The sequence below is a fragment of the Paraburkholderia sp. FW306-02-B genome, assembly GCF_058782725.1.
Genome location: NZ_JBYSXZ010000002.1, coordinates 1,155,035 through 1,171,707 on the forward strand (window position 1 = coordinate 1,155,035; position 16,673 = coordinate 1,171,707).

Consider the following 16,673-nt stretch of genomic DNA (forward strand, 5'->3'; position numbering starts at 1 on the left):
CGTTGGTGCGGCATGAGGAACGGCGGTCCGGGCGGCCGCGCATGCGGCCCGATGGCGAAAGTGGCGGCGTTCCTCGCGCTCGAGGCGACACGCAGGCGCAAACACAAACGTCAGAAGTGAAAAACCGCGCGCCAGGCCGGCCGCGCGGTGCAATCCTCCCGATCGGCAGAGCGGGTCCTGCCCTGCCGTGCCCTCCACGCCACACCGTTACGGCGTACGCGGAAACTCGAACGCGTCGAACAGATCGCTGATTGCGGGCGCATTGACCGGCACATACGGATGCGTCTGCAACTGGATCGGGTTCGGCAGATTGTCGCGGCTTCTGTCCGTGATCGGCTTCAGATGCCAGTTGCGTTCGATGAACTTCACGATCGACGCGTGGTCCCCGTACTGGTGCGCGACACGGCCACCGCGCGAGTATGGCGACACGACGATCATCGGAATACGCGGGCCGTCGCCGAAGAAATCGAGCGGCTGGATGTAGCCTGAGTCGTAGTAGCCGCCGCCTTCGTCGGTCGTGACCAGGATCGCCGTCGAAGCCCACAGGCTCGGGTCGCGCTGCACCTTGTCGACCAGCTTGTGCACGAACGATTCAAAGAGTCCGAACTTCGATGACTCCGGGTGCCCGTCAAGCAGACCGCCCGGCTTCACGAACGAAACCGCCGGCAGCGTGCCATTCGCAATGTCCGCGTACAGATCGGTCGTGTCCTGCAGGTGCGCCTTGACGAGCGCGGGGTTCGTCATGATCGCGGTTTCATACAGGAACGGGTTGCAGATATTGCAGTAGACACTCGTGGCCGGCGTCGTCACAAATGTATTCCAGCCTTCGCCGTAGTACTTCCACGAGATGTTCTTCTCGATCAGCGTATCGGCGATCGTCCGCACCGGCGACGGCGGGATCGTGAACGTACTTGTATTAACCGTGCCGTCCCCGTTGTAGCCGGGATTGTAGTTGTTCAGCAGGTAATACGTGTTCGGCGCGCACTTCGCGTCCGGCTTGTACGGCAGGCGGTCCAGGTAATGGCGCAGCGTGCCGGCGCCGGGCTGATGACTGTCCGAGCAGTTGCTGTACGTGCCGCCCGAATAGCCGTCCTGCGTGTAATAGTTGTTGGTGTTTGCCTGCGGCAGCGGATTCTCGATCTGATCGGCCGGCGGCTTCGCGGCATTGCCGTTGCCGTCCGTGTAGTAGAGCGCATCGGCGGTGCCGATCATGATGCTGTTCGCGCCCGTGCCGCCCATCACCGGCTGGTGATAGTTGTCGCTGATCGTGAATTCGCGCGCGAGATGCGTGAAGTACGGCATGTCGCCGGTATTCACGTTGTAATAGCCGAGCGCGGTCGCTCCCTCGCCGGTCGTCTCGTCGTTGAAGTTCGCGGGCCGCGGCTTGCCGTTCGAACCGGCGCCCACCGACGTCTCAACCCACGCGAACAGATCCATCTGACAACCGCTCGGATTATCGAGCGTGGCGTGATCGAGGCTGCAATCGGCCTGTTGCCAGTTCTGGTAGAAGCGGTGCACCGGGCTGTTGATGTACTGGTCATAATCGGGACCGACGCGCGAGATCTGATACGGTCCGTTCGGCAGGTTATACGTGTTCGAGCCGAAGCGCGTATCGACGCTATGCGTCGGCAAACCGCTCGCACCGGTGGTCAGGTGCACGAGGTCCCAAGGCTCCATCATTGCGCCCTCGGCGGCCTGCGCCGCGGCGAGCGTGGCGAACGGCGGCGGATTGGTATCGCTCGGCGCGCTTGTCGTATTACCGGTATTGGGTGCCGGCAGCACCGTATATGGCTGCTTGCCGCCAGGCGCCATCTCGAAGCGCTTCGGGTCGGTCGCACTGGCCGTGTATTGCGCGGCCAGCGCGAAGTTCGGGCCAGGGTTGCCGTCGGCCGTGATGATGCCCTTCGACAGCAGGTTCGCCACCGTCTGCCCCCGGCGTGGCGTGTAAGCGCCGAATACGTGATCGAACGTGCGGTTCTCGCCGACCACCACGATGACATGCTTGATCGGCGACGCGGTGTTCACTGCCGCAGCCGCTACCGTAGCCTGCTGCTGGCTTTGCGCGACAGCCGGGAAGATAGCCGCGGCAAGCGCGACGGAAACGGCGCCGCAAAGCAAGCCGCCTCTGAATGTTGGTGTACTAATTACATTGACAATTTTCTTCACGAACGCCTCCATGACGTTACTCGGACGAGCAAGCGGTAATGTGGCGTGTGGAAGCGACGGGCAGCTCCATGCGTGGAGACGCTGCCTCTCTTACAAAGCGTTACGACGAGGAGAAATTATAGGGAGGCAATGACAATTCAGGGACAAAAAAAAGTCGATGGCGTGTGAATTTTCTAACGAATTACTTTCACTGCGATTCACATTGCATAATTCGCCCGCGGCACTGGACTGGACGACAATGATGCGTTCGCGGCAAAGGCCGCGAGCGCATCATTGTCCATTGCCGTTATCTCGTCACTTCAACATGAACCGGCACCATGTTTTCACATGTCTTTAGCCCGGCTGCGCAAAAACGCCGCGCCGGCGTGCTGGGTATGCGAAACCTTCCCGTCAAATGCTAAATGACCGCTTTCGAGAAATCTGAAGGGGCGCTTCGGGTCGAGATATGCCAGTCGCATGAGGCAGGGACTGGCCAACAGGAGTCGGTCGAGCTTCGCTCCGCAATTCACGTCCGCATGCAAAGTCGCGATGGGCTTGTAAAGGCGCAATGAACTGCCTATGTTCATATGTGGGCCACCCTGTCCATGCGCCCGTGCAAGCCGCGCCTGCAGGGTCTCGTCCATCCTCGGAGTCCCGGCGGGCAGTCACTACACGAGGTGTGCTATGTCAGTCAAAGACATCGGCAAGAATGGAGTTGAACGAATTGAACTTGATCCATTTCTGGGAAGCTTATCAATTTGTAACGAGCGAGCCGCTTACGGTCGTGTCATCTTGCGAGAACCCTGATTTCATTTGCGAGCGTCTCACTAGCAATGAGGTTGGTGTCGAACTGACAAAAATTACTCGCGACCGAAGCGATGTATTCTGGAAAAAGGAACTTGACCGTAAGGAACACATTGAACCGTACGAAGCTCTGGAGTACATCCGCAATTTGATCTAAAAATGAGGAGGCGCGAGTTGCCCGCTATTCGTCTCGAGTTAAAGAAGTCATTCTCGTCCTGCAACTTGTCGACGGTACGCTGGACGTAATACAGACTGCGCTGGATGGTATCGAGGAAGATTCCACCGATCACGGATTTCAGGAAATCTGGCTGGCCGACTATTCATGTGAATGATCGCTACATTCAGGAGAGCATCAGTCATGGTCGAAAAAAAACGAATTCATGCTGCGCTCCTCGCCGCAGCGATCGCCACGATCGCGCCGGCCTGTCAGGCGCAAAACACCACCGACTGGCTGGCGAACACCTATGGCACCCTCGCCACCCACGTGGGTAACGCCGCGCGTTCCATGTGGGTCGCGCCCGAAGGCGTCATCTATACGGCCTCCATGTGGGACGAGTACGAGGGCGGCGTCGCAATCTACCAGAACGGCCGCAGTGCCGGCTCCATCGGCATTCACGGCGAGTTTCAGGGCAGCGCCATTACAGGTAATGCCAAGTCGATTTTCGCGGCGCTGCAATACAGCCGGTCGTATGGAAGCGGCGCGGTGGGACGATACAACCGCACCACCGGGACTCGCGATCTTTTCATTCAGGTCAGCGCGTTGAACAACCAGCCTCGGGTCGACGTCATCACCGGACTCGCCACGGCGGGCTCGCTCCTCTATGCGAGCGACTTCTATGGCAATCGCGTCCGGATCTACACCATCGACGGTGTCTGGCAGCGGGACATCAACGTCTCGGGTCCGGGCGCGCTCGCCCTGGATGGCGCAGGCAACGTCTGGGTCGCACAGAAGAGTGAGGGTTCGATCGTCGCGTTCAGTCCAACCGGCGCCCTGCTGAACACCATCCGGATGCCCAGCGGGTCGCTGCCGTCGGCGCTCTATTTCGATGCGTCGTCGGGGCAGCTCATGGTCGGGGACGAGGGGCCTGACATGAACATCAAGCGCTACAAGCTCTCGGGCACGCCGACGCTGGCCGGTACATTCGGCATTCAGGGCGGTTATCTCGACACCACGACGGGAATCAAAGGCCAGGTCGGCGCGAAGCGCTTCACCCGCGTCACCGGCGTCGGCAAGGACACCGCCGGCAACCTCTATGTGCTCAACAACCCGTGGGGCGGCGGCTGGGACCTCGCCCGCAACGGCGGCACCGACATTCACGCCTACGACAGTTCTGGTCATCTGCAATGGAAGCTTCAGTCTCTCAACTTCGAGGGGATCGCCGCTCCGGACCCGGGTACCGACGGCGCCTACTTCTATGGAGGCACCAACATCTACACCGGCCCCGCTGGGGGAACCTTCGTCGCGAACACTGTCGATCCGATCGACTATCCATCCGATCCACGCATCAACATCAACGATCGCTCACGGGATGAACACTTCGGTCAACTTGCCACCGTCGGCGCCAACCGCATCCTCGTGGCGTCGGGCCAGAATCCCGATACCTTCTACTTCTTCCACTTCAATGCTGCGAATGGCTACATCGCCATACCGGACGCCACGCTTCCCGGTACGGCGTTCCGTACGACCGCATCGGTCAGGGACGGATTCTGCATCGACAGCAAGGGGGGCGTGTGGGCCGGCCTGGACAAGACCGGTTACATCTACCACTACCCGCTGACCGGCTTCGACGCCAGCGGCAAGCCAACATGGGGATCCGGTATCCCCATCCGCATTCCCCAGAGCGTCCAGCCGCTGACGCGCATCGTCTACCTCGCGGACAGCGACACCATGATTCTCGGACAGGGCATCGTCGGGAGTACGGACTGGACGGCGATAGGCACGCGGATCGAGGTGTATCACGGCTGGAGCGCGGGCAACACCACGGCACCTGATCCGGTGATCAACCTCACCCACGCCGGCGCCAAGTCGATTGACGCGGCCGGCAGCTATCTCTTCGTCGGCTACTGGTTCAGCAGCAGCGGGCAAGCTTTGCCGAACATCGACGCCTTCAATCTCGCTACAGGCAACCTCGACGCCACGCTGGTCAACACCAGCAACGGTACCGTGGACGCCAGCAGCGCCATCGATTCGATGTACGGCATCAGGGCATACCTTCGATCGACGGGCGAGTACGTGGTCACGAAGAACAACGTCAAGGGCTCCAGCATCACCGTTTATCGCTGGACGCCCTGATCGTGCGTTTCGTCCATGAGAGAGGCTTGGCCGGGATTGGCAATCATGCTCCACAGAGCACATTCACGAATCCCGGTCGCCCCTCCACGTGGCGCTGCTCGATCAGCCACCGAAAGCGGGCGCCGAGCGCCGGAGCGCGTAGGCGGCCGAGCGCAGTAGAACGCATTAAAGATGTCAACTCCACGACCATAAAGTTGTCAATTCGGCGCTCCGCAGCATGTGAATCGCGCAAGATGCTTGCGGAGCAATGAATTGCCGGCCGCGCAATAAATTTGTCACTTCGCTCAAAACGCATGCTTTGGTGGACGCCGGCCGCTGATGCGGTTCCTCCCACGTTCATATTTACGTCCGCTGTACGTCCGACACGTATCATCCGATTGGTCCACAAACTCACGATAGAGACGGGCGAAGCACCGCCGGATGCCGGGTCCGCGTCCACGAGGCGCGTACAGATCGAATCCATACTTTTCCAACTGGGCCTCGCGCTGCACGGCGATTACATTCGATGTAATTGGCGCACCGCGCAGCCGCTTCTACTCTTTGGCTGTCGCGCCACCAATCCGGTGGCGCTCACCTCCAAGGAGATACCATGTCCAGCTATCCTGTTCACACGATCGAATCCGCTCCCGAGCAATCGAAGCCCGTGCTCCAGCAACTGCAACAGGCGTTCGGCCTGATCCCGAACATCGCGGCCAAGATGGCCGCTTCACCGGTGCTGATCAATGGATTCATTGGCCTGTTCGAGCGCGTGCATGCGAGCAGTCTGGCGGAGTCGCAGATCCAGACGTTGCTGCTGACCAACGCGGTCGCGAACGCCAGTGAGTGGCCGGTCGCGTTTCACACCGCGCTCGCGTTGAAGGAGGGCGTACCTCCCGCGGATGTAGACGCAATCCGGCACGGCGGCCTGCCTGGTGACACCAGACTGGCCGCGCTATCAATGCTGGCGCGTACGCTGATCGAAAAGCGCGGCCGCCTGGCGGTTTCGGATCAGAGACGCTTCCTCGAAGCAGGGTTCAATTCCGAGCAGATACTCGAGGTCATTGCGGTGGTTGCAGCATCTACTATCACGAACTACACCGGAAGCGTTACCCAGCCGGCGCTCGAAGCGCCGTTTGAGGAATTCGTCTGGCATGCGCCCGCAACCTGAGCCCGTTATATTCGTCCGCCTTGATTAGGGAAATCCGATGAACGTCACTCGTCCCGATCCGAAAGTGCCGCGGAGCGAACTTGGGGATTTGTTACGCTATTGGCGCGACGTGCGTGGCGTGAGTCAGCTCGATCTGTCGCTCGAGGCCGGTGTCTCGCAGCGCCAGATCAGCTTCATTGAGAGCGGACGCAGCGTGCCGGGCCGACAGACGATCCTGACCCTCGCGCAGACGCTCGACGTGCCGCTGCGCGAGCGCAATGCACTGCTGCTCGCCGCTGGCTACGCGCCCGTGTATTCGGAGGCACCTTGGGACGCACAGGAGATGCACAGTGTCATCCGCGCGCTTGAGCGGGTCGTTCGCCAGCACGAACCGTTTCCGGCGATCGTGATGGACCGTCACTGGAACGTCCTGATGACCAACGACGCAGCGCCTCGCTTTTTCAACCACTTCATCGACATGGCTTCGCGCGAAGGACCGCGCAACATGCTGCATCTGATCTTCGATCCGCAGGGTATGCGTCCGTTCGTGGCCGACTGGGACAACGTCTCGCGAAGCTTGCTCCAACGGGTATATCGCGAATCGGTCGGTCACGTCATCGACGACGGCACAACGCGTCTGCTCGACGAACTGCTTGCGTATCCCGATGTGCCGCGCGACTGGAAGGCGCATCATGCGCCGAGCGCCATGCCCACGATGCCGGTTATTCCGCTCGGCTTCGTCAGCGAGGGCGTGGTTCTTCGTTATTTTTCGATGGTGACGAGCGTCGGAACACCGCAAACCGTTGCCGCGCAGGAACTGCGTCTGGAATGTATGTTCCCCGCCGATGATGCAACCGAAGCACGCCACCAGCAACTGCTTGCAACGCATTCAAAGGAACGCTGAGCGGCTTGTGGATATCCAGTCGTGTTCTGCTGTCGGGCGGCGGCCGTCAGTCATGCCGGCATCTAAGGAGGGAATAAGCCTGGGGGCGCCGCCACAACTCGCAGGATTCGCGGCCGATGTGACTGGAGCACACATGAAAGCCCTCCTGGTGAGGGCTTTCTGCTTTATGGCATCCCGATCCTGGCTAACGTAATGGCACGCTCGGGGCATGCTGTCACGCACAAGCCGCAAGCCCGACACGCATCGGCGTTTGGCGTGTACGCGACCTTCATGCCGTGTACGCGCAGCTTGAATTTCTGCAGCGCTCCCAACTGCTGATAGTCAGCCGTGTCGATGCAGCGGATTTCGAAAACGTGCTCGGGGCAGACTACCGCGCAATCGCCTTTGCCTTCACACCGCTTCAAATTGACCACAGGAGCAATCACGCCTACGGTTTGCTTGCAAGCGGATGTCGAGGCGTTGCTCATGCCCGATCCTCTTGGGGCTTGCCGCTAGCGGGCGATATGCTCTTCTGAAAATTTTCGCGCTCCTCCGGCGTCATCCGTTCCCACCGACGCCAATGCCGGCGGCCGTGCCAACCGCCATGACCTCGAAATCCGCCAAACAGAATTCGGCTCAGGATCAACAGGCCCATCGCGTGCGGATAGTCGATCGAACGGCCGCCGATGAATAGCGCCGGGATAACCCAATTCCATAGCGCCATCACCATCCATCCCAGCACGGCAATGCCCACCAGAACCAACAGTGCTTTGCCGAAGCATCTCAGTCTGAAACTCATCTACCTGCTCCTTTAGATATCCAGTTCGTCATACACGGCTTGCAAGCGAACGCGCAGATGCAGTACCGCGTAACGCTTGCGTGCCAACAGCGTGTTCACGCCGACACCGCTCTCGGACGCCAGCTCCTTGAAGCTGCGCCCTTCGAGTTCGTGAGCGACGAAGACGTCGCGCTGATTCATTGGCAATTCGTTGAGCGCGTCTTGCAGGGCTTCCAGCAGCACGGACCTTGTATAGACGGCCTCCGGGCCGGCGTCGGTTGCCGGCAGCGCGAGATCCAGTCGGTACTCGGCCTCGTCGGGGTCGTCGACCATTTCGCTCAGCGGTTGCTCTCTCCGCTTGCGAAAGCGGTCGACGATGCGGTTTCGCGCCACGCGAAACAGCCACGCGCTAACTTGTTCAATCGGCGCAGGGAGCCGGTAGGCTTGCACGAACTCGTGAAATACATCCTGCAAGATGTCTTCGGCTTCACTCGGATCGTGCACGCGACGCCGGATGAAATTGCCGAGCTTCGTACGCTCACGCAAAACAGTTGCAGTGATGTCGCTATCTCGTTCGATCATCGGGTCCGGGGTGCGCGGCGGTTCCATACGTCTGTAGACGATTCACGATCAGAAATATTGTCGGCGACGGAAAAAAGCGGCGTTACTGCCCGGCGGCGGGCGTCCAGTGTATGTGACGTTGAACGACGGGGACCGGATTGACATCGACGACATGACGGTCATCGCCGAGTCTTCGTTTCTCACTATTAAAAGTCGCATGCGATTAAATCGTTTGCGCTTGACATGGTGGGGCGCCTCCATCAATATGCGACGCATGCGAATAAATCGCATGCGATTAAAACCTGGCGCCCCATATTCAACAAGGAGTTCATGATGACCAAGATCGAAACTGTCCTGTTCACAGGCAAGACACACACGACGGCAAGCAGCGATGACAGCGCTTCGCGCAGCCATGACGGCCGCCTCGACATCAAGCTCTCGCCCGGCATCGCCAGCAACGGCGCGGCTGCGGCGCACCTGTTCGCGGCTGTTCAGCCGCATCCGACCGCGGAGCAACTGTTCGCGGGCGCATGGTCGGCCTGTTTCATCGCCGCGATCGGCCTCGCGGCCAAGGAGAGAAGGGTGGCGCTTCCGCCCGATCTGGCCCTCGATGTCGAGGTCGATCTGGGCATGACCGGTGGCGCCTACTTCCTCCAGGCCCGGCTCAACGTCAGCGTGCCGGGCGTGGCGCGCGAAGTCGCCGAGGCGATCGTGCATGCCGCGGACGAAATGTGCCCGTACTCAAAAGCCACGCGAGGCAACATCGACGTCGTCATCAAGCTGGTTTAACCCGGAACGGCAACTGAGCTGGCATGCGGGGGCGCGATCCGGCAAGGCACGCGCCTCCTGTGCCACTGAACAATCTATTAGCGAGATTCCATCATGAAGACAAAATTTATCGTTGCACTGCTCGTCGCACTTTCGGCCTCCGCCGCCGCTCCCGCGTTTGCTAGCGGCTACGGTCCGGCCCCTTTCTACAAGCCTTCGGTTGGCGCACCGGCGTCGCAGCGCGGTCAAAGCGGGCAGACCCTCGCTGCTGACCACGACGACGCTACCGGCTCGCAAGAGGCGTATGGCGGTATAGTCTCCGGCCAGTCCCAATCGGCGAGCCATGCCGCCGTGACGCCGAGCGACATGCTCTACGCACATCGCTAGATTGGATGGCCGCGAGGGGAAAGGCGCGCGGAATGGATCTCGCGCCGCCACTCGATGGATGCGCAGATTCCTGAAGCCGTCGTTGCCCAAAGAAATGTGCGAACGGGAGAGAAGGGCCGGCATGAGGCGGTTACGTGACGCACCACGTGGCGACACCGTTCCGTGGTGTCCCATCGCGTCACATCATGCCGCCCATGCTTCCGGTACCCGCCCCGATTCCTCCAGTTGCGCCACTTCCGCCCGTGCCGGAGGCTGGCGATGTTGCGATCGGATGCGCGGCTCCCGCCGTCGTCATGAGCGTGACGGCGGCAGGGTCCGGCTCGCCGTTAGCATCGATTGCGCCGCTGGCGCGGAGTGCTTCGAGGTCGCTGTCCACGCCTGGCTGACCGACTGCGAATGAAGCGGTCAAAAAATTGGGCGTGGTCAGCGTCAATCCATATTTTTGCTGAAGATTTTGTACAACAGCACCCTGTGCAGTCAGCACGTCGGTCTGATTCGCCAACGCTTGCTGAAATCGCGTGCTGGTTGCGAAGCCAGTGACGAGTCCGCTTTCGGTCGTGCCCAACTGGGCGGCCAGATACGACAGCAAAAGATCCGTTTCTGGCGTGACGTTGTATGTGCCGCCGGCGAATGCAGTCGAAAGCAGCACGGTTGCACCTGAGGTCGAGGTGATCAGGCAAGGCGTCACCGCGCCAAGCGTCGCGTGGTAGTTCCCGTTCGAATCGGCAGCCACCGACATTGAGCCTTGCACGCAATCGATCCTGATCGTCGCGTTCGCGAGCGCCTTGCCGGTTGCCGTCGTACCGGCAAACGCGATCGTAGTGGACATGTTGCTCGCGCTGCTACCGCCGCCACCTCCGCCACAGGCAGCGAGCAACGCAAACAAGGTCGCCAGCAGCACGCCGCCACTGGATCGAATGACGTACTTCGGCCGAGTGTTCATGGAAATGTGCCCCTGATTCCGATACGACGTGTAAACGGCCAGCTGCAGAGGAATATTCCATTTATCGAGCGGCCGTTGCGGCCCGATCCAGCACGAGCGGCCCTCACGCGGGGCAAGCAGGCCTTCCGCGTCAGAAAGTCGAATGAGGCCGTGATTGTGTTCGCGAACCTAGGTCTGGCGCCTTATCGGCGCGCGCCCTGCGTCTTCCCTATACACCGCCATCCCGCCTTCGGCCATCGCGTCGGTGAGCGATGAGCGCAACAGATCGACAGGCCGCATAAGCCGGCCGGGGAGGGAACCATGAACGAACCATACGTCGACTCCCGTGCGGAAGTCAGTGGCTTCGACGATCCTGAGCGCCGCGCGATGCGCAGTACGTTCCAGTATGTCCGCCGTGACGAGCCCGATACCGAGGCCACGCGCGACAAGCGACAATTGCAGCTCGGCGCCGAACGCTTCGACGGCGACATTGAACGGTAGTCCCGCCGCCTCCAGCGCACGTCTCAACGCTGAGCGCATCCCGCAGCCGTCCTGATTGAGTACCCATTCGTAACGCGCCAGATCCGCCAGCGTCAAAGGCGCATCAGGCAGACCGAGGGAGCGCGCCGCGACGATCACGGTCGGCAGGAACGCGAGCGGTGTAGCGTGCAACGTCTCGGGTGGTGCGAAGCCGGACGGCATCAGCACGATCGACGCGTCGAGCGCCGCCCGCTCGACGCTTTGCAGGAGACCTGGCGACCAACCCGCCGTGACACGCAGCGTAAGGCGCGGAAAGACACTGCGCAGGAGGTCGACTGGCTTTTCCAGCGCCACGTCGGCCAGAAAAGGCGGCATGCCGATTCTCAGCTCGCCGGCCGGCTCGCTGTCGGGGGATGCCACCGACAATAGATCGTCAACCGCACGCAACACAGTGCGCGCGAGCGCGTAGACCTCATTGCCCGCGGCGGTCGGCTTGAGCGGCTTGCTCTCGCGATCGAGCAAGCCAACACCCAGCGTGGTTTCAAGGTTTTGCACGCGCCGGGTCAGGCCAGGCTGCGTGAGGTGGAGTCGTTCTGCGGCACGCACCATCGAGCCGCTTTCGACGACCGCGACGAACGCCTGTAGATCACGCGTATTCAAATTTATCTCGCATAATCATTATCAAGATATTTCAATTGTCGCATATTAGGCGCGTCATTAAGATGGCTTCTCAGATACCCTTTTGAGAACTCGTTCGATGAATCCGTCCGCCGAAGGCCCCGCCAGCGCCATCGCGGCGCGCGAGGCCGAGACCCCGCACAGACTCACCACGCTGATGACGGTCTTCTTTGCGACGGCCGTCGGCGTGATGGTGATGAATCTGTTTGCCGCGCAACCGCTGACCGGGGCGATCAGCGGCAGTCTGCATCTCGCCCCTGAGTTCGCCGGCCTCGTAGCCATGTTTCCGCAACTCGGCTACGCGGCTGGCCTGGTGCTGCTTGTGCCGCTGTGCGATCTGCTGGAGAACCGCCGGTTGATCGTGCGCACACTGGCGTACTGCGCTGGTTTTCTCGCGATCGCGATGCTCACCGATTCACGGGAAGTGTTTCTGGTCGCTGTGTTTCTGGCCGGTGCGGCATCCAGCGTGATCCAGATGCTGGTGCCGATGGCGGCTTCGATGGCACCGGAAAGTCACCGCGGACGTGCAGTCGGCAACGTGATGAGCGGTCTGATGCTCGGCATCCTGTTGTCGCGTCCGGCCGCGAGCGTGATTGCCGGGTCGGTCGGCTGGCGTGCTTTTTACGGCGTTGCGGCGCTGATAGACGCGCTACTCGCCGTCGTCCTCTACATGAAACTGCCCGCGCGTCAGCCGTCCGTCACGACGCGCTACCCGGCGCTGCTGGGCTCGCTGTGGTCCCTGCTGCGCACCGAGCCCGTGTTGCAACGGAACGCCGCATCGGCTGCGTTGGTGATGGGTGCGTTCAGCGCGTTCTGGACCGCGATCGGCCTGCGGCTCGTGCAGACCCCGTTCAGCTTCGGTATGAATGGCATCGCGCTGTTCGCGTTTGCCGGCGCGGCGGGTGCGATCGTGACGCCGCTCGCCGGTCGCGCGGGCGATCGTGGGTCAGGTCGCACGGCGTTGTTCGCCGGCCACCTGACGATGCTTGTCGCGCTTGTGGCAATCGGCGTGGCGGGTGCTGGCTGGGGAGGCTTTTCGGCGAGCGCCCATCCGGTACTTGCGGTTGCGATGCTCGTCGCGGGCGCGGCCGCACTCGACGCCGGCGTCGTCACCGACCAGACACTCGGCCGGCGTGCGATCAACCTGATGAATCCTGCCGCGCGCGGAAGGCTGAACGGCCTGTTCGTTGGGGTGTTTTTCGTCGGCGGCGCGTTGGGTGCGGTGCTTTCGGGCGCCGCGTGGGCGTTGGCAGGCTGGAGCGGTGTCTGTGCAGTGGGATTCGTATTCACCGGCCTCGCTGTTGTTCTCAGGCTGATGAAGCTGGCTGACGGTCCCGACGTCTGACCTGCAAATCCCGATGTGTCGCGAAACGTCCGCCAGTCTTCGTTCAAAGACGCGGCGCGTCGGTCGGGTCCGCACTGGTGCCGGGCACTCCCTGGCTTTGTCGGCTCACGTCCGGTTCGTGCCGCACGGCGGCGCGGTTTTCGGCGGAAGGCTTTGCGTGGCGCTCGTTGCGCAACGTGGGGATGATGTAGTCGATCATCAAAACCGGCCAATGCGGGCGTCGCTGCAACGTAATTGGCTGTCGCTTTCACGCATGCCTGCGTCAACTGGCATATCCACAATGGCCGCTATGGCCACGTGTCCCGCATGGACGGCCAAACGCGTACTGCCTCGTCGGATGGCGGTACGTTCAACCTGAATCGAGGACTCCAACATGCACGAGCAAGCACCCGCGCAGGCCGCGTTTGAAAGCCTGTCATTGACGATTCCGGCTATCGACTTCACGGACCGCACGGCCACGGCGCTAGTCGTGGTCGACGTTCAGTACAGCGACGCTGCGCCCGATCGTGGCTGGGTCAAGGCTTGCGAAACGATCGAGCCCGGCTCGATGCGTTACTACCTCGACAGGCTCGAGTGCACGACCATCCCCGCCATTCGCACATTGCTCGATGTGTTCCGTTGTACAGGAAGACCGGTCATTCACCTTGCAATTGGTTCAGCGTACCGGGATATGCGCGATTGCCCAGTCAGGTTTCGCGAGTGGTCGCGTATGCTGGAAAGGTCCTGCGGCATCGAGGACTTATGGTGGACGGGAAATCCGGATTACGCGTTCCGTGAGGAGGTCGCCCCTCTGGATGGAGAAACTGTGATTCGCAAGACAACGCAAGGCGCGTTTAACGGTAGCGAGATTCAGAACGTGCTGGATCGTATGGGGATCAAAAACCTGGTATTCACCGGGGTGGTGACGAGTTGCTGCGTCGAGACGACAGCACGGGATGCTGCCGACCGGGGATTCGGCTGCGTGCTGGTTTCGGACGCATGTGCCGACTGCGATCCGGTCATGCATGACGCTGCGTTGTCGAACTTCGGGCTTTACTTCGGCAAGATTGTGCCCACTGCGGATGACCTCGTCAGGACCTTGACCGGGAAGGGACGCATTGAGTTGATCGCCGTGTCCGCAGACGTGTCGCCAACGGCGAACAAACCGGCTGCGGTCTCCCGGGTGGAAGCGTGAAAGTCTGCCCTCGCGCCCGCTAGCTGCCCACTCGTGACGTGCATTCACGCTACGAGGTCTAATCATTGAGTTTCACCCGTCGGAATGCCCCCAATAGTGTGAGGTCATAGCCAATCTTGAGCCAGTAGTTTGTCCGAGCCGACAGTCTTTGTCGTCAGCTTGTAGGCGCTCATTGCGATGATGCCGACGACCGCCGCGCCCACGCCGTGGAAGACTGCCTGCATCCACGACAGGCCGCCGAAGTGCGCATACGCCCAGCCAGGCGCCACCACCATCAGAAACGAAGGGATGACGAACGCAATTCCGACGAGGGTGGCGCCCAGCAACCGGAAGTGCACGTATCCGAGATAGATGGCGAGCTGCGCGGCCATCGGGCCGGGTGCCAGCCGCGCCAGCGTCAGGCCCTCCTTGTAGTCCGCTTCGCTAATCCAGCCCCATCGCTCGACCAGGTCCCGGCGCATGTAGCCGGCCAACGCAACAGGGCCGCCGAAGCCGACGGTGCCGAGGCGCAACATGTAGCGGAGCAGTTGACCTGGCGTATAGGTTGGCGCGGTGTGCATGACGGTGCTCATGGGCGTTTTTCAGGGCCGGCCTTTTCAGCGCCGGCCATCATGCTTACGCAGATGAGGAACCGCTTCCCGCGCCAGCGTATCTGGCGATGCGGAGCTCCCGCTATCGCGTCAACGTGATGAACAGATAGCCCGCATAAAGCAGTCCGTTGAGCAGCAATGCCCGGACTGCCAGGCCGCCCGCTTTTGCGTTCAAACGCAGCCAGGCCGCAGCAATGAGTGTGATGATGACGCCCGTCAGCACTTCCACCCGTGGCTCCCAAGGCGTGAGCATGATGCCGATGGCGGGTAACAGCGTGCCCTGAAACACCATGGCTCCGGTGATGTTGCCAAAGGCCAGTGTGTCCTTCTTGCGCCGAATCCACAGGATGCTGTTCACCTTCTCGGGCAGTTCCGTCGCAATCGGAATGATGATGAGCGACAGCAGCAGTGCCGAGATGCCAAGCGCATGCGACACGCCTTCCACGCCGTGAATGAAGCCTTTTGCGCCACCCACGAGCAGCGCCACGCCGACCGCCAGTTGCACGATGATGGTCAGGAGGTTGACCGGAACCCCAAGTCGCGCCAGAAACATGGTGCCCGGGGCTTCCGTGCCATGTCCGCTTTCGACGAGCTTCTCCGACGCACGGAACGTCACCACAACGTACAGCACGTAGATACCGACCAGTCCAATGCTAAATAGCGCGCGCACGTACCACTCGTCGTGCGGCACAAACATCGCCACAGCGGCGAGCCCGAACGCGGCAAGAAAATAGTTCATGTCGCGGACGAACCCGGTTCGCTCCGGCGCAACGGTCCCTTGCAAACCGCGTGTACGAACGATGGCGAGCGTCATCAGGAACGTCGTCAGTGTGGCCAGCATCAGCGGTGCGCCGAGGATGGCGCCGACGCCGATTTCTTCGTTAACGCTTCTGCTCGACGTGCCACCAGCCAGCGCCAGCAACGGCACCATCGTCTCAGGTAGTGCGGTCCCCACGGCGGCAAAGAGCGAACCGGTCACGCCTTCGGAAATTTTGAGGCGTTCGCCCAGATGTTCCAGCGCGTTCGTGAATACCTCGGCTGCGACCAGGATGACGGCCAGCATGAGAACCAGTTCAAAGAACAGCTGCGTCATGCGGCACCTCCGCCTGAGCGAGTAGGCGCGAGCGCAAATCGGGTGGGGTTGAAGCGGGGAATTGGGAAGCACATGGGCCCTCCGGGGTCGGACGTCGACGAACCATGGCGCATCCGCCGCCGTCCGACCAGGAACGACGCAATGCGCCCATGGTCTCGCCAAACCGAACCGGTCGAGTGCGCCACGGCCACAGGCCGAGTATGTTGACGCACTCTCCTTCCGGGGCGGAAGGAAGGCTACTCCCCAAAAGACGAAGCGGAGTCTAACGCAACTATATTCTTTCAACAAGCTTTCCGTCGTGATGAATTGATATACCCCTCTACCCTATATTAGATATACTCCCCCACGGTATATCGGAGGTCATCAATGAGCCACACCATTCGCGAGAAACAGAAACTGCTCAACCGGGTTCGCCGCATCAAGGGACAGGTCGAAGCCATCGAACGCGCGCTGGAAGAGGAGCGCGGATGTGTCGACGTGCTGCAGCAAATCACCAGTTGTCGCGGCGCGATGAACGGCCTGCTGGCGGTCGTGCTCGAAGACCATATCCGCACCCATCTCGTCGATGCAGACCCCAACGAAGAGCCGGCAGGCAGTGCGACCGACCAGCTCATCGAAGTCGTACACAGCTATTTCAAGTAGAGTC

At 61.2% G+C, this 16,673-nt stretch carries 17 protein-coding genes, 1 pseudogene and 1 riboswitch; of the genes and pseudogenes, 8 read left to right on the top strand and 10 right to left on the bottom strand.

All coding sequences use genetic code 11. The features are described 5' to 3' along the window. Positions 1 to 207 precede the first annotated feature (207 nt). The gene (locus tag AC3WOG_RS26255; protein ID WP_492580790.1) at positions 208 to 2,178 is read right to left on the bottom strand and encodes an alkaline phosphatase family protein; all 1,971 of its coding nucleotides are present in this window, start codon (positions 2,176 to 2,178) and stop codon (positions 208 to 210) included. 311 nt (positions 2,179 to 2,489) lie between these two features. Continuing rightward, entirely contained in the window at positions 2,490 to 2,789 is a 300-nt protein-coding gene (locus tag AC3WOG_RS26260; RefSeq protein ID WP_492580791.1) for a hypothetical protein, read from the bottom strand. A 518-nt stretch (positions 2,790 to 3,307) separates the two neighbouring features. Here AC3WOG_RS26260 and AC3WOG_RS26265 point away from each other — a divergent pair. From AC3WOG_RS26265 to AC3WOG_RS26275, 3 genes are all read left to right on the top strand, one after another. Then, a complete protein-coding gene (locus AC3WOG_RS26265; protein ID WP_492580792.1) occupies positions 3,308 to 5,242 on the top strand; it encodes an SMP-30/gluconolactonase/LRE family protein in 1,935 nt (644 codons plus the stop codon). Between the two features lie 589 nt (positions 5,243 to 5,831). After that, positions 5,832 to 6,389, top strand: coding sequence for a carboxymuconolactone decarboxylase family protein (locus tag AC3WOG_RS26270; protein ID WP_492580793.1), 558 nt, complete (start codon positions 5,832 to 5,834; stop codon positions 6,387 to 6,389). A gap of 37 nt (positions 6,390 to 6,426) precedes the next feature. Then, positions 6,427 to 7,272 carry a helix-turn-helix domain-containing protein gene (locus AC3WOG_RS26275; RefSeq protein ID WP_492580794.1) on the top strand — a complete coding sequence of 282 codons (846 nt, stop codon included), beginning with the start codon at positions 6,427 to 6,429 and terminating at the stop codon, positions 7,270 to 7,272. Positions 7,273 to 7,436: 164 nt separating this feature from the next. On the opposite strand, the gene AC3WOG_RS26280 is transcribed toward AC3WOG_RS26275, so the two are convergent. From AC3WOG_RS26280 to AC3WOG_RS26290, 3 genes are read right to left on the bottom strand one after another with little or no spacing between them, the layout of a single operon-like run. Then, the gene (locus AC3WOG_RS26280) at positions 7,437 to 7,739 is read right to left on the bottom strand and encodes a 4Fe-4S binding protein (protein ID WP_492580795.1); all 303 of its coding nucleotides are present in this window, start codon (positions 7,737 to 7,739) and stop codon (positions 7,437 to 7,439) included. Next, positions 7,736 to 8,050 carry a hypothetical protein gene (locus AC3WOG_RS26285; RefSeq protein ID WP_492580796.1) on the bottom strand — a complete coding sequence of 105 codons (315 nt, stop codon included), beginning with the start codon at positions 8,048 to 8,050 and terminating at the stop codon, positions 7,736 to 7,738. Before AC3WOG_RS26285 ends, AC3WOG_RS26280 begins: the two co-directional genes overlap by 4 nt. A gap of 12 nt (positions 8,051 to 8,062) precedes the next feature. Beyond that, positions 8,063 to 8,638: an RNA polymerase sigma factor gene (locus tag AC3WOG_RS26290; RefSeq protein ID WP_492580797.1), complete on the bottom strand. Its 576-nt coding sequence runs from the start codon at positions 8,636 to 8,638 to the stop codon at positions 8,063 to 8,065. 285 nt (positions 8,639 to 8,923) lie between these two features. On the opposite strand from AC3WOG_RS26290, the gene AC3WOG_RS26295 reads away from it, so the two are divergent. Both AC3WOG_RS26295 and AC3WOG_RS26300 read left to right on the top strand, forming a co-directional pair. Continuing rightward, positions 8,924 to 9,379, top strand: a complete 456-nt coding sequence (locus AC3WOG_RS26295) for an Ohr family peroxiredoxin (protein WP_492582455.1) — start codon at positions 8,924 to 8,926, stop codon at positions 9,377 to 9,379. A gap of 93 nt (positions 9,380 to 9,472) precedes the next feature. Beyond that, the gene (locus tag AC3WOG_RS26300; protein WP_492580798.1) at positions 9,473 to 9,745 is read left to right on the top strand and encodes a hypothetical protein; all 273 of its coding nucleotides are present in this window, start codon (positions 9,473 to 9,475) and stop codon (positions 9,743 to 9,745) included. A gap of 178 nt (positions 9,746 to 9,923) precedes the next feature. On the opposite strand, the gene AC3WOG_RS26305 is transcribed toward AC3WOG_RS26300, so the two are convergent. Next, positions 9,924 to 10,688 carry a hypothetical protein gene (locus AC3WOG_RS26305; RefSeq protein WP_492580799.1) on the bottom strand — a complete coding sequence of 255 codons (765 nt, stop codon included), beginning with the start codon at positions 10,686 to 10,688 and terminating at the stop codon, positions 9,924 to 9,926. A gap of 168 nt (positions 10,689 to 10,856) precedes the next feature. Beyond that, positions 10,857 to 11,807: a LysR family transcriptional regulator gene (locus tag AC3WOG_RS26310; RefSeq protein ID WP_492580800.1), complete on the bottom strand. Its 951-nt coding sequence runs from the start codon at positions 11,805 to 11,807 to the stop codon at positions 10,857 to 10,859. Positions 11,808 to 11,904: 97 nt separating this feature from the next. On the opposite strand from AC3WOG_RS26310, the gene AC3WOG_RS26315 reads away from it, so the two are divergent. Next, positions 11,905 to 13,170, top strand: coding sequence for an MFS transporter (locus AC3WOG_RS26315; RefSeq protein WP_492580801.1), 1,266 nt, complete (start codon positions 11,905 to 11,907; stop codon positions 13,168 to 13,170). Positions 13,171 to 13,213: 43 nt separating this feature from the next. Here AC3WOG_RS26315 and AC3WOG_RS26320 read toward each other — a convergent pair whose 3' ends face one another. Then, positions 13,214 to 13,369 (bottom strand): hypothetical protein, encoded by a 156-nt coding sequence (locus AC3WOG_RS26320; RefSeq protein ID WP_492580802.1) that lies wholly within the window; start codon positions 13,367 to 13,369, stop codon positions 13,214 to 13,216. A 174-nt stretch (positions 13,370 to 13,543) separates the two neighbouring features. On the opposite strand from AC3WOG_RS26320, the gene AC3WOG_RS26325 reads away from it, so the two are divergent. Then, on the top strand, positions 13,544 to 14,344 hold the full coding sequence (locus tag AC3WOG_RS26325; protein ID WP_492580803.1) for a cysteine hydrolase family protein: 801 nt from the start codon (positions 13,544 to 13,546) through the stop codon (positions 14,342 to 14,344). A gap of 122 nt (positions 14,345 to 14,466) precedes the next feature. Here AC3WOG_RS26325 and AC3WOG_RS26330 read toward each other — a convergent pair. After that, positions 14,467 to 14,916: pseudogene (locus AC3WOG_RS26330) on the bottom strand (chromate transporter); the annotation flags it as partial. 100 nt (positions 14,917 to 15,016) lie between these two features. Next, positions 15,017 to 16,027 carry a sodium:calcium antiporter gene (locus AC3WOG_RS26335; RefSeq protein ID WP_492580804.1) on the bottom strand — a complete coding sequence of 337 codons (1,011 nt, stop codon included), beginning with the start codon at positions 16,025 to 16,027 and terminating at the stop codon, positions 15,017 to 15,019. 80 nt (positions 16,028 to 16,107) lie between these two features. Further along, positions 16,108 to 16,274, bottom strand: a riboswitch (yybP-ykoY riboswitch). A 119-nt stretch (positions 16,275 to 16,393) separates the two neighbouring features. On the opposite strand from AC3WOG_RS26335, the gene AC3WOG_RS26340 reads away from it, so the two are divergent. Beyond that, the gene (locus AC3WOG_RS26340; RefSeq protein ID WP_492580805.1) at positions 16,394 to 16,669 is read left to right on the top strand and encodes a metal/formaldehyde-sensitive transcriptional repressor; all 276 of its coding nucleotides are present in this window, start codon (positions 16,394 to 16,396) and stop codon (positions 16,667 to 16,669) included. Positions 16,670 to 16,673 lie beyond the last annotated feature (4 nt).